This is a genomic window from Chitinophaga sp. Cy-1792 (assembly GCF_011752935.1).
Lineage (GTDB): Bacteria > Bacteroidota > Bacteroidia > Chitinophagales > Chitinophagaceae > Chitinophaga.
Map to the genome: position 1 here is coordinate 322,815 of NZ_VWWO01000003.1, position 13,124 is coordinate 335,938.

General features: G+C 45.2%; 14 protein-coding genes. 8 read left to right on the forward strand and 6 right to left on the reverse strand.

The annotated features are described in order from the left end of the window. Positions 1–1,353 carry a DUF58 domain-containing protein gene (locus F3J22_RS26650; RefSeq protein ID WP_167021035.1) on the forward strand — a complete coding sequence of 451 codons (1,353 nt, stop codon included), beginning with the start codon at positions 1–3 and terminating at the stop codon, positions 1,351–1,353. On the opposite strand, the gene F3J22_RS26655 is transcribed toward F3J22_RS26650, so the two are convergent. The 5 genes from F3J22_RS26655 to gatC form a co-directional block, all read right to left on the reverse strand. Continuing rightward, the gene (locus F3J22_RS26655; RefSeq protein WP_167021036.1) at positions 1,354–1,980 is read right to left on the reverse strand and encodes a hypothetical protein; all 627 of its coding nucleotides are present in this window, start codon (positions 1,978–1,980) and stop codon (positions 1,354–1,356) included. An 11-nt stretch (positions 1,981–1,991) separates the two neighbouring features. Continuing rightward, positions 1,992–2,582, reverse strand: coding sequence for a riboflavin synthase (locus F3J22_RS26660; protein WP_167021037.1), 591 nt, complete (start codon positions 2,580–2,582; stop codon positions 1,992–1,994). 20 nt (positions 2,583–2,602) lie between these two features. Next, on the reverse strand, positions 2,603–3,160 hold the full coding sequence (locus tag F3J22_RS26665; RefSeq protein ID WP_167021038.1) for a cob(I)yrinic acid a,c-diamide adenosyltransferase: 558 nt from the start codon (positions 3,158–3,160) through the stop codon (positions 2,603–2,605). An 83-nt stretch (positions 3,161–3,243) separates the two neighbouring features. Beyond that, entirely contained in the window at positions 3,244–3,948 is a 705-nt protein-coding gene (locus F3J22_RS26670) for an ABC transporter ATP-binding protein (RefSeq protein WP_167021039.1), read from the reverse strand. A 6-nt stretch (positions 3,949–3,954) separates the two neighbouring features. Continuing rightward, a complete protein-coding gene (gene gatC, locus F3J22_RS26675) occupies positions 3,955–4,245 on the reverse strand; it encodes an Asp-tRNA(Asn)/Glu-tRNA(Gln) amidotransferase subunit GatC (protein ID WP_167021040.1) in 291 nt (96 codons plus the stop codon). A 99-nt stretch (positions 4,246–4,344) separates the two neighbouring features. Between gatC and trpS the strand changes: the two genes are divergently transcribed. The 7 genes from trpS to F3J22_RS26710 all read left to right on the forward strand — a co-directional run bounded on the left by trpS (position 4,345) and on the right by F3J22_RS26710 (position 12,513). Beyond that, positions 4,345–5,349 carry a tryptophan--tRNA ligase gene (trpS, locus tag F3J22_RS26680; protein WP_167021041.1) on the forward strand — a complete coding sequence of 335 codons (1,005 nt, stop codon included), beginning with the start codon at positions 4,345–4,347 and terminating at the stop codon, positions 5,347–5,349. A 55-nt stretch (positions 5,350–5,404) separates the two neighbouring features. Further along, complete coding sequence (locus F3J22_RS26685) at positions 5,405–6,040, forward strand: deoxynucleoside kinase (RefSeq protein WP_167021042.1); 636 nt, start codon at positions 5,405–5,407, stop codon at positions 6,038–6,040. 245 nt (positions 6,041–6,285) lie between these two features. Further along, positions 6,286–7,080: a hypothetical protein gene (locus F3J22_RS26690; protein ID WP_167021043.1), complete on the forward strand. Its 795-nt coding sequence runs from the start codon at positions 6,286–6,288 to the stop codon at positions 7,078–7,080. Continuing rightward, positions 7,068–9,119 (forward strand): helix-hairpin-helix domain-containing protein, encoded by a 2,052-nt coding sequence (locus tag F3J22_RS26695; protein ID WP_167021044.1) that lies wholly within the window; start codon positions 7,068–7,070, stop codon positions 9,117–9,119. The genes F3J22_RS26690 and F3J22_RS26695 overlap by 13 nt, the downstream gene beginning before the upstream one ends. A 566-nt stretch (positions 9,120–9,685) precedes the next feature. Continuing rightward, a complete protein-coding gene (locus F3J22_RS26700) occupies positions 9,686–10,000 on the forward strand; it encodes a DUF3467 domain-containing protein (protein ID WP_167021045.1) in 315 nt (104 codons plus the stop codon). Between the two features lie 36 nt (positions 10,001–10,036). Further along, positions 10,037–11,110 carry an Ldh family oxidoreductase gene (locus F3J22_RS26705; RefSeq protein WP_167021046.1) on the forward strand — a complete coding sequence of 358 codons (1,074 nt, stop codon included), beginning with the start codon at positions 10,037–10,039 and terminating at the stop codon, positions 11,108–11,110. Positions 11,111–11,190: 80 nt separating this feature from the next. After that, complete coding sequence (locus F3J22_RS26710; RefSeq protein WP_167021047.1) at positions 11,191–12,513, forward strand: aspartate kinase; 1,323 nt, start codon at positions 11,191–11,193, stop codon at positions 12,511–12,513. A gap of 127 nt (positions 12,514–12,640) precedes the next feature. On the opposite strand, the gene F3J22_RS26715 is transcribed toward F3J22_RS26710, so the two are convergent. After that, on the reverse strand, positions 12,641–13,102 hold the full coding sequence (locus F3J22_RS26715; protein ID WP_167021048.1) for an RES family NAD+ phosphorylase: 462 nt from the start codon (positions 13,100–13,102) through the stop codon (positions 12,641–12,643). Between the last annotated feature and the right edge of the window lie 22 nt (positions 13,103–13,124).

Below are 13,124 nucleotides of genomic sequence, written 5' to 3' on the forward strand. Positions count from 1 at the left end.
ATGCCAGGCGCTGTAAAACAAAACTTATATCAGGCTTTATTTTTTAACAACAGGTTATACCTGCTTGGGGGAATAAATGTGCTCCTTTTCCTGGTAGCATTTTTTATCCATGGTGTGTTCACGGTTGCTGTATTGTACCTGGCATTGGCAGCGGTAATGTTGCTGATAGATTTCAGCCTGTTGTTTTTCAGATCTGCCACTACGGTTAGTGCTACAAGAGAGCTCGCAAACAGGCTGAGTAACGGAGATGAAAACCCGGTAAAACTACATGTGAGTAATGGCTACAGCTTCCCGGTATCGCTGGTGTTGCTGGAAGAATTACCTGTGCAGTTCCAGGAAAGGAATTTCCAGTTGTCAGCAAAAGTAGCCGCCGGGGGAACGCATGATTTTTCATATGCACTGCGGCCGGTAGAACGTGGCGTCTATGCATTCGGACATACGAATATTTTTGTCAGTACTGCACTGGGTTTGATTACCAGGAGATTTATTACAGATAATAAAGCAGATGTAGGCGTTTATCCCAGCTTTCTGCAGCTCCGCAACTATACATTGCATGCCTTTCTGAATCAACGTGATCATACGGGCGTGCATAAACGTAGAGTGATTGGCCATAGTATGGAGTTTGATCATATTAAAACCTATACTAAGGGAGATGATGTGCGTATGCTCAACTGGAAAGCTACGGCCCGTACGAACACATTGATGGTAAATAATTTTGTAGAAGAAAAAAGCCAGCAGGTGTATTGTGTAATCGATAAAGGCAGAAATATGCGCATGCCTTTCAATGGCTTGTCGCTGCTGGATTACGCTATTAATGCCTCGTTGGTGTTCAGCAATATTACCTTGAGCAAAGGTGATAAATGTGGACTGATCACTTTTACGGAAAAGAAAATGGAAATGGTGCCGGCTTCCGGCAAAATGGTGCAGCTGAATAATATCCTGGAGGCCTTGTATGCACAGGAAACGCAATGGCAGGAGAGTGATTATGAAACACTGAATATACAGCTGCGTAGCCGTTTGTCGCAACGTTCACTGCTGGTACTGTTCACCAATTTTGAGTCTATGTCTGGCCTGCAAAGACAATTACCTTATCTGAGAAAACTGGCCAGGTACCACCTGTTACTGGTTGTGTTTTTCGAAAATACAGAGCTGAAGAAAGTGACGGAAGAACTGGCACACGATATGGAACAGATTTATAAACAAACCATTGCCCAGCAGTTTGCCTATGATAAAAAATTAATTGCTAAGGAATTATCTAAGTATGGTATCCTAACTATATTAACTCCTCCTGAAAATCTCACCGTAAATGTGGTGAATAAATACCTGGAGCTTAAATCCAGGATGCTGATTTAATTAATCGTTGATTTGCTTTACCGGGATATTTGTGATAAGATAAAGACTGGGATTGAGTTTGTACCAGGCTTCTACCTGTATTATTTTTGTTGTGTCTTGTATGTCCAACAGGAGATCTTGTCCGATTATTTTTCCTGCGGATGTTTTAAATCTTACTGCCGAAGTATCTAATGGCAGAATTTTTCCTGTACTGAATTTTCCTTCTACATTCAGATAGAAATGGATATTTCTTTTGAGACTATCTGCATAGTGATTGAAACGCATGCCTGTGAGGCGTGGGAGCTGTAGGGTAGTAGTGACGGGCTTTTCGCCGGAAGGACTCACTTCCAGCGTTATCGTATAATTATCCTTTACCAGTTGTGCACGGTCAAAAGTTAACAGGCCGTTGTTTATCTGTCCGTTGCTGGTATGGACATTCAGTTTATTCCACCTTCCTGATTTTCTGTTGCTGTTGACGTTTTCTGAAGTGCTGTCGCTGTATATCAGCTTTAGTTCCAGTGGTACGCTGTTATATAGTTCCGGGACGGCATTGGGGTCGCAGGAAGCCTGTACGGTTACCAGGGCCCGCTGCTGACCCAACGCCAGCAGCGGTACGAGGAAAAATATACCTGAGATTAATTTTTTCAACACAAGAAAATTTATATGCGTACGGACATCTGACGTGCCACGTATTTGCCGAGGATATCAAATTCAAGATTGATAATACTTCCTGGCTGTATGTATTGAATATTAGTGAATTCGTAAGTATAAGGGATGATGGCTACGGAGAACTCATCATGGGTTACATCAAAAACGGTGAGACTGATTCCGTTCATGCAGATGGAGCCTTTTTCCACGATCAGTCCTGCAAATTCAGCGGGGAATTTAAAGCGGTATAACCAGCTGCCATCCTGCGATGTGCGGGAAATACACTGACCGGTAGCATCAACGTGGCCTTGTACCAGGTGTCCGTCGATACGGCCATTGAATACCATGGCGCGTTCCAGGTTTACCTTCTGGCCGGGAGTGAGGGTACCCAGGTTGGTTACTTCCAGCGTTTCCGCCACGGCAACTACGGTATAATTATCTGCATCTATATGAGTTACGGTGAGGCAAACACCGTTATGAGATACGCTTTGATCTATTTTCAGTTCAGCTGCGAGGGCTGATTGTATAGTAATGACCAGGTTTCCGCCTTCCTGTCTGGTAGTCATTACTTCTCCTAGTGTTTCTATGATTCCTGTAAACATGCAACGAAATTATGAAAATGTTAGCTAACTCGTGGTTTCCATGGTATTTCCTCGGCGCCCAGTTTGTGCCCTGTCCAGCGTGCCAGCACGAAGAGGTAGTCGCTGAGGCGGTTGAGGTATTTGAGCACCAGTGGCGATACTTCCATTTCGAGCTCCTGCATACCTACGCAGATACGCTCTGTGCGGCGGCAAACGCAGCGGGCGATATGACAGGTAGATACGGCCACGTGGCCACCAGGCAGCACAAAGAACTTCATCGGTGGCAGTTCCTCATTCATACTGTCAATGGCTTTTTCAAGCAGGGTGATATCTTCTTCGTGAAGGTCCGGGATTTTCAGTTTGGTTTCTTTCTCCGGATCGCAGGCCAGGGCGGCGCCAACGGTAAAGAGGCGGTCCTGTATTTCGCGCAGCAGGTTTTTGGTGTCCGGATCGGCTGTATAATCATTTACCAGGCCGATATAGGAGTTCAGCTCGTCCACGGTACCGTAGGCATCGATGCGGATATTGCTTTTGGGCACTTTGGTACCTCCGATAAGGGAAGTTCTGCCCTTATCTCCGGTTTTGGTATATATCTTCATAAACTAAAATTAAGTAAAAAATAAAAGGAAGGACTGCCTGAGCCGGCGGTCCTTCCTTTTAAATATTGTAGAAAGATGATAGCTTATACTACCACCTGTTTTACATTGACTTTATCTGATTCGATGACACCGTCGCGCAGGCGGATAATCCGGCGTGCATGGTCTGCGATGTCTTCTTCGTGGGTAACCAGCACGACGGTATTACCGGAGGAGTGGATACTACCGAAGATCTCCATAATTTCTATGGATGTTTTGGTATCCAGGTTACCGGTAGGCTCATCGGCCAGTATCAGGGAAGGGTCGTTTACGAGGGCACGTGCAATGGCAACGCGCTGGCACTGACCGCCGGACAGCTCATTGGGCTTGTGGTGAGAACGATCTGAAAGTTTTACCTTCTCCAGCATGGCATAGGCCTTTTCCAGGCGTTCTTTTTTATTTACACCCTGGTAGATCAGCGGAATCGCTACGTTTTCCAGCGCTGTCAGCCTCGGCATGAGGTTGAACTGCTGGAATACAAACCCGATTTCCTGACCACGTACCCTTGCCAGGGAATTATCGTCCATTTTGCTGACATCCTGGCCGCTAAGGATATAGGTGCCCGCACTAGGGCTATCCAGACAGCCAAGAATATTCATGAGCGTAGATTTGCCGGAGCCGGAAGGCCCCATCAGCGCTACGTATTCATTCTGGTAAATGTCTAATGACACTCCTTTCAGAATGGGGAGTTCATTTTTACCAAGAAAGTAGCTCTTTCTTATATCTTCCAGATGAATGACGGACTTTTGCATGTAGGGTTATTTCTTTATGATTTTAGGCACTTTGAAATATTCTTCAGTGGCGTCTGGCGCATTTTTCAGCCCCTCTTCTCTTGATATTGAACCTGTTACAACATCTTCTCTGAAAACATTATAATCTTCTGTCAGGTGGAGCAGCGGTTGTACGTTCGTTGTATCCAGCTCATTGAGTTTATCCACAAAAGAGATCATCCGCTGAAGGTCACCGGTAAATTCTTTTTTTTCTTCCGCACTAAATTCCAGTCTTGAAAGATCCGCCAATTGCTGTACCAGTGTGTCGTTGACTTCCATAATCAAATTAAACGAAAAGATAATGAATTATAAATGGTAAATATGATAGCATTTCAAAATTAGGGATAAACGGCCAGATATTATAAATTGCGCTCTGTTATGGCAACAGAAAAAGAAATTGTGGTAAGCGGCATTCGCCCCACCGGTTATTTACACCTAGGAAATTATTTTGGCGCCATCCGTAATTATATTCGGATGCAGGAAGAGTTTAACTGCTACTTTTTTGTGGCAGACTGGCATTCCCTGACTACGCACCCGGATCCTAAAGACTTACCAGGCAACGTAATGCGCGTACTGGCTGAGAATATTGCCTCCGGCCTCGACCCGGAAAAAGTAGCACTCTATGTACAGAGTGATGTTCCCGAAATCGCGGAACTTTACCTGTTAATGAATACGCTGGCTTATATCGGTGAGCTGGAGAAAGTACCTACATTCAAGGATAAAGTAAGATTGCAGCCACAGAACGTGAATGCAGGATTACTGACTTATCCTGTATTAATGGCGGTGGATATTCTTATCCAGCGTGCGTCTAAAGTACCTGTTGGTAAAGATCAGGGACAGCACCTGGAAATGGCCCGCAACTTTGCACAGCGCTTTAATAACCGTTATGGTAACCTGTTCCCTGAACCGGAAGCCTTCAACTACGGTGATAGCCTGGTTCGTATCGCCAGTCTGGACGGAGAAGGAAAGATGAGTAAGTCCGAAAATGAAATGGCTACTATCTATCTATCGGATGAAGATGATAAAATCATCAAAAAGATTAAAAAAGCTAAAACTGACAGTGCTACAGGTATTGTCGGCAGCCCTATGCCGGAATCTGTACAGAACCTGATCGAGCTGATGAAACTTGTTTCAACAGCTGATGTAGTGGACTTCTATACGAAAGCCTGGGATGACCAAACCATCCGCTTTGGTGATATGAAAGGCCAGCTGGCAGAAGATATGGTGAAATTTGTTGCGCCTATCCGTGAAAAAGCGAAAGACCTGCAGGAAAATAAAGACTACCTGCAGAAAATTATGAAAGCCGGTGCAGAAAAGGCGAGAGCCAGGGCATCCGAGACTTTAAGTGAGGCAAAGAAATTAATCGGTATAAAATACTATTGAAAAATTGAGCTCAACTAGCTATTTTCAATATTAATTATACCATATCACCACAAGCATGGCAAAACAGAAAAAAGTAAAACATATAGCAATTGCAGGGAATATAGGCGCTGGTAAAACCACCCTTACTGAAATGCTCTGCAAGCATTATAAATGGCATCCACAGTTCGAAGATGTAGAGCATAATCCTTACCTGAACGACTTCTACGAGGATATGCCGCGTTGGGCATTTAACCTGCAGGTTTATTTCCTCAACGGCCGACTGAAACAACTGCTGGAAATCCAGAATGGCAGCGAAACTGTTATCCAGGACCGCACCATCTATGAAGATGCACACATCTTTGCGCCCAACCTGTACGAAATGGGCCTGATGACCAAACGCGATTTCGATAACTATTTTAATTTCTTTGAGACGCTGAAGTCGATGGTAAAACCACCAGACTTATTGATCTATCTGCAAGCTTCCGTGCCTACGCTGGTAGCACAGATCCAGAAACGTGGCCGCGAATATGAAGAGAATATCCGCCTCGATTATCTGAAACGTCTCAACGAATATTATAACAACTGGATCGAGAAATATACCGAAGGTCCGTTGCTCGTTATCGATATCGATAAAAATAAATTTCCTGAAAGCGAAGAAGATCTGGGAGAAATCATTTCTAAAATTGATTCCCAGTTATACGGATTGTTCTAAGCCATCGGTAAACATACTGAAATCCGGCAGCCACACAGGTTGCCGGATTTTTTTATGAATAAAATCACAAAAAAAATAATTGAGTGGTAGCCACCGCGTAACCAGCTACCCGATGCTGAAGGTATCGGGGCTAAAATCGAATACTTTAAAATAAATATCCCGCATTAACATCCGCTAAAGGTTTACCATTTCCCATTATTTTATTTTTATGCAGATGATCAAATTGTTTGTTTAACCCGAGAGATATGTATTTGTTGTTAATCCGTTACCAGCGTGTGTTGTACACGCTTTACCTGCTTTTTTATTCCTTTTGTTGCGCGATGCCGGTGATGGCACAGTTGAAGCCATTGGCAACTGACTGGCAGGCAACTTCTTATGGTACGTTGATGAATTCCGCACTGGTAAGTACCAGCAATCCTTCCAGGCTGGCAGATAACAAGGCTTTCAGTGCTGCCGCCTATACGGAACGGCGTTACGGACTCGCTTCATTGCCCTGGTATGCAGCAGCGGTAACATTCCCTGCAGGGCTTACGGTGGCTGGTTTTCAGCTGTTACATTTTGGAAATAATTATTGGAATGAGCGGCTGTATACTGGTGCCTTAGGGTTAAGTATGGGGCGTAAGGTCGCCATAGGTGCCAGCTTCGGGATGCATTCCCAAAACGTATGGCAGTATGGTTCCCGCAGTAATGTTACGGCCAGCCTGGCATTTCAGTACAGGCTGAAAAGTAACTGGATGGCCGGTATACAGTTTTTCCAGGACGGGCAACGCAGCTGTAGTGCAGGTAGCGGCTGGCAGGTATCAGAAGGGTTCCTGCTGGCAGCAGTGGCTACCTATGCTGAGAATAGTATAACCGGTATTGTAACTACTATCTGGCAGCTGGTGCCGGCAGTGGCATTGCAGCTGAGTGTTCACACAACACCTGCCTTTCCACAGATAGGCGTAATGCTGCGTAAAGCCTGGCTGCGCATAGATGCCGGCGCCGCTTACCATCCGCAGCTGGGTATTACCCCTTCAATCGGTTTCGTATGGGGAAAATAATGTTGCTGTTCCTGGCGCTACTGCTGCTGAAAATAGCGGCTTTCGCACAGGAAGAAGAGCTGCCGGCAGTATTGCAGCAGTCGGTGGAAAATGAAGCTGCTGCCACCAATAGTACCACAGAAGATGATGAACAATGGCAGCAGCTCAATGATATACGACGGCACCCCATATCGGTAAACCATGCGGACCAGGCTACCTGGGCGGCTTTAGGGCTGCTCACACCTGTTCAGATCGATGCCCTGCTGAAATACCGGCAATTGTTAGGCGACCTGCTTAGTATCTATGAATTGCAGGCCGTTCCCGGCTTTGACCAGGCCACCATCAGAAAAATACTGCCCTTTATTCAGCTGGACGACGGACTGAAAACACAATACCGGTTTACTGAGCTGTTTACCAGGGGGCAGCATACCCTGCTGACACGCTATAGCCGTGTACTGGAGCTTTCCAAAGGATACCGCCATACCGACAGCACCTTACCTGCCTACAGCGGGAGTCCGTATAAACTGTTTATCCGCTATCGTTACAATTTCTCCAGGCATGCCAGCTATGGAGTGCTCATGAAGAAAGATGCCGGAGAATCACTGTTTAAAGGCTATCAGCGCCAGGGGTTCGACTTTTACAGTGCGCATCTTTTTCTTACAGACATACATCCGGCAGTGCAGTTTTTAGCACTGGGAGATTTTGTGGTAAACATGGGGCAGGGGCTGATACAGTGGCATAGCCATGCCGCCGGAAAAGGAGCAGGTGCCATGATGGTAAAAAAAGAAGGCGATATCCTGCGTCCATACAGCAGCTCAGGAGAATACTATTTTTTTCGCGGCGCCGGTATTACCCTTAAAAGAAAGCAATACCAGCTGACCGTTTTCGGCTCCCTGCGAAAGCTGGATGGTTCCGTATCAGCGGCAGATACGGCAGCAGATGAATTGCAGGCCACGGCTATCATCAGCAGTGGCTACCACCGCACCGCTACAGAGGCGGCCAAACGTGGGAGTTTACAGCAACTGAGCACAGGGGCGGCACTGCGGTATATGGGCCGCTGGCAGTTCGGTATCAATGGCATCATGCATCAGCTGCAACCGGGCCTATATAAGCCGGTAGCATTGTATAATCAGTTTGATTTCCGGGGTGATAAATTACTAAACGTAAGCCTGGACTATGCAGGCACACTCCGTAATACACATCTGTTCGGAGAAGTAGCCAGAGATCTTAATGGCAGAATGGCCCTGCTGCAAGGTTTGATAATAAGTGTTGCGCCTTCGGCAGATATGACCGTTGTTTACCGAAACTATGACCGGGCATATCAAAGCCTTTACAGTAAAGGATTTGGAGAGAGTTATAAAACCATGAACGAACAGGGTTGCTATATCGGTATCAGTACAAGAATTGCCAACCGCTGGACAGCAGAGAGTTACATCGATTTCTTTCGGTTCCCATGGCTGAAATATGGCATTAATAACCCCTCTGATGGGAAAGACTGGCTACTGCAAATTAATTATGCTCCTTCAAAAAAATCAGTCTATTCTTTAAGGGCGGGTTTTAAAACAAACGGCGTGAATATACTGGTTCCTGAAAACCCTATCAAAGTGCCTGCTACGGCGGAGTTGCTGCATGTTCGCTTGCAGGCGCTGATACAGTATAGTAAGCAGTTGCAGTTTACCGGACGAATGGAATATAGCAGATTTAGCCAGGAAAACAGCCATCAGAACGGACTGCTGTTTTATACAGATGCGCAGTTAAAACCACGGAAGTTTCCGTTAAAAGGTAATCTGAGGCTGGTTTATTTTACTACCGGCGGTTACCAGGCAAGGATTTACGCCTATGAGAAAAGTGTGCTGTATGAAAACAGTATCGGACAATATTATGGCCAGGGCTGGCAGTATTACCTGAATGTCAACTGGAGGATACGCCGTCATCTGAATTGCTGGTGGCGTTGGAGTCAGGTTATTTATCCAGGCTCAACAAGCATAGGAAGCGGTTGGGACCAGATCAACGGAAATAAAAAAAGCCAGGTACAAATGCAATTTATTTACGACTTCTAAAATTTAATCTCGACTATCTTATTGATTTATAATTAATTACAATCATCTTTCTTATAAGTTAAAATAATGTTAAGGGGATGCTAGTAATAATTTGAATTTTTTTCTACCTTGTGGATGTCAGCCAAAATCTAAATTTTGAAATAACATCCGGACAAACAGCCGGAAGGTTATTTGCCAGTTTTTTTGGAGTATAGCACGTGTATGTAGCACCTTGTTGAAAAGGATTTGTAACCTGACCATTCGATAATAGAAATCAAAATTTTAAGTTGAAAAATAGTTCTTGTTAATGTGAATGTTTAAAGACGCCTTGTTTGCTATATCGATTTTTCTAAGGGAAATAGATATAACCCACTGTTGCAGCAGGCATCAGAAAACTAATTATTCAGGCTCTTACAGGAGTCATGGTTTTTGCTTATAAGAAAGGAATATATACCAATAAACCCCGTCCTTTTCAACCAACAATTTGAACCAACCGCAGTATAACATAATGTAATATTCCACGCTAATAAAAAAAGAGGGCCATTTGAGCCCTCTTTTTATATTTTTGTACTGCTAAATCGATAATCATGGAAAATCAGCAGGAAGAACAACAGCAGCTTAACATCGAGTTAAGTGAGGAAATGGCAGAAGGACAATACGCTAACCTCGCTATCATCACACATTCCAACGCAGAGTTTGTTGTGGATTTTGTGAATGTAATGCCTGGTCTGCCTAAAGCAAAAGTAAAATCCCGCATCATACTTACTCCGCAACATGCCAAACGTTTTATGAAGGCAATGTTGGAAAATATCAAGAAATACGAATCTGTTCATGGCCCTATCCAGGACCAGGAACCTGTTTCTGTTCCAATGAATTTTGGAGGCCCGACTGCTCAGGCCTAAGCTGGTAAACATATTTCAGTATTTCAGATCATTCTCATGGAAAAAATATTTTCGTATCACCATTTACTGGAATTCACGCATGAAGTGTTTGTCCATATGGGTTGCTCCCTGGAGCATGCCAGGCTTGCCAGTGAAGTACTGGTAGCTGCCGATCTTCGTGGTATCGACTCTCACGGTGTGGCTCGCCTTTCCGGCTATGTACGCCTCTGGGAAGCAGGTCGTATCAATGCAAAACCTAATATCCGCATTGTACACGAAACGCCCAGCACCGCAGTGGTAGACGGTGATGCCGGTCTCGGACTGGTAGTAGCACCATTTGCCATGCAGGTAGCTATCGAAAAGGCTAAAGCAGTAGGTACCGGTTGGGTGAGTGTTAAAAACTCCAACCACTTCGGAATTGCCGGCTACCATGCTATGCAGGCACTGGAACATGATATGATCGGTATGGCCATGACTAACGCTAGTCCGCTGGTTGCGCCTACCTTCTCCAAAGAACGTATGCTCGGTACCAATCCTATCGCAGTGGCTATCCCGGCAAAAGAACAGCCGGCCTTTGTGGCTGATTTTGCCACTACAACTGCCGCTAACGGTAAGCTGGAAATACTGCAGCGTAAGAACCTGGAAGCTCCTATTGGATGGATCCAGGATAAAGACGGTAACCCAAGTACCAACGCCCATGAACTGAAAAATGGTGGCGCTTTACTGCCGCTGGGCGGGGATCGCGACCATGGAAGTCATAAAGGGTATTGTTTGGGAGCAATTGTTGATATATTTTCGGCCGTGCTTTCAGGCGCCAACTATGGTCCGTGGGCTCCTCCTTTTGTGAGTTTCCTTCCATTGGCACCGGATCCTGTAGGTGAAGGACTGGGACATTTCTTCGGTGCGATGCGTGTAGACGCCTTCCGCCCCGCAGATGAATTTAAATCACATATGGATACCTGGATCAACAGGTTCCGCAATGCTGTTCCGGTAGAAGGTAAAAAAGTACTCATCCCCGGCGACCCGGAAAGAGAAATGAATCAGCATCGACTGGAAAATGGTATTCCTGTGCTGGAACCTGTGGTAAAAGATTTACAGGAGGTGGCTGATAAATTTAAACTGAATTTCTAATTCAATCAATCATTATATAAACCACCGGAAATAAGGCTGGTGCCGGATTTCAGGTACAATGCAAAACAATTATATTCAAGATGAAAGTGTTAAAATTTGGTGGAACCTCCGTGGGAAAACCAGAGCGCATGCATTCGGTAGCACAGCTGATCACCGCTGACAACGATCAGAAAATTGTCGTGCTATCTGCACTGTCAGGTACGACTAACTCCCTCGTGGAAATTAGCCAGTCACTGTCAGAAGGTAATAAGGAACAGGCTAAACAGCAAATCGATAAGCTGGAGAAGCATTACCGTACTTTCTGCAATGAACTGGTCAAGACCGACGCCGGCCGTGCTGATGCAAAGGCTATCGTTGATGAACACTTCGAATTCCTGAATATCATCCTGAAGATTTCCTTCAATGAAGCATTGAACAAAGATATCCTGGCACAGGGTGAACTCCTGTCCACCAAACTTTTCTGCGCTTATCTGCAGGAAACCGGTGTCTCTGCTGTTCTGCTACCGGCGCTGGATTTCATGAGTATCGATGAATTCGAAGAACCTGAAATTCCGAAAATTAAATCCAAACTCTCTGCCCTTATTGCAAAAAATAAAAATGTAACCCTGTTCATTACACAAGGTTATATCAGCCGCAATGCAAGAGGAGAAGTGGACAACCTGAAGCGTGGTGGTTCTGATTACTCTGCATCCCTCATCGGTGCTGCTATCCAGGCAGAAGAAGTGCAGATCTGGACAGATATCGACGGTATGCATAACAACGATCCACGCATCGTGAAAAAGACGTTCCCTATCGAACAGCTCTCTTTCGACGAAGCGGCGGAACTGGCGTACTTCGGTGCCAAGATCCTTCACCCGGCTTCTATCTGGCCAGCACAGCATTTCAACATCCCGGTGAAATTGCTCAATACCATGCAGCCGGAAGCTAAAGGAACGATCATCACCGAACTGCCGAACGGTAACGGCGTAAAAGCTGTGGCTGCAAAAGATGGTATCATCGCTATCAAGATCAAATCCAGCCGCATGCTGCTGGCTTACGGCTTCCTCCGTAAAATCTTCGAAGTATTCGAAAAATACCGCACACCAATCGATATGATCACTACTTCTGAAGTAGCTGTTTCCATCACAATCGATAACCCGGCTCACCTGGAACAAATCCTGAAAGAACTGCAGCCATTCGGTACAGTGGAACTGGATTACCACCAATCTATCGTTTCCATCGTTGGTAACGAAGTGGCGGCAACTCCTTCTATTATCACCAAACTGTTCGATGCACTGGAAGAAGTTCCACTGCGTATGATCTCTTATGGTGGCAGCCGTCATAATATCTCCATCCTGGTAAACGGCCAGCTGAAAGATAGAACACTGCAACTCCTCAATAAAGGACTGTTCGGACTCGAATAGTGCTTACCATATTTTAAAAAGAAATGGCTGTGTCTACCAGTAGACACAGCCATTTCTTTTTAAAATAAGTTCAAACAAAACATAGGTCTTTGCTGCTTTGCGAGCAAAAGAAGAGCGCCGAAGGCGCCTAACCCTTGCCCAGCCGCTGATCAAATGCAAAAGGCTGCGTCCTGTTTACTACAATTCCCTGCGCCTCCGGATGCTCCGGATTGATCAGGTAATTATATTCATCTGCAATAATTACTGATGGTATTTTTAATACGGCATATTTAGCTGTATCTATCCACTCGTCACCTATGCATTGCAGCTCCGGTAAGGGTGTCAGTGATTGCCAGTTGCCCGGTAAATCTTCTTGGGTGAGGGTTTTAACAGCGATATTATCAGGGATATGTATCGTGGCAATGCAGAAATCCTGCACTATATTTTTTAGAGGGATGTGCACCAACACTTCCAATGCTGCTAAAGCCCTGGAACCGGCAGTATATACGATCGAATGTCCTTTGCTGTTCCAGCGGCCCCCATAAAGGCGCGCACCGGTTCCTGTCAGATCATTGATGTAAGCACATTTACTGATCCTGTAAACGTCCATTGTGTAAAATAGGGTGGTTGAT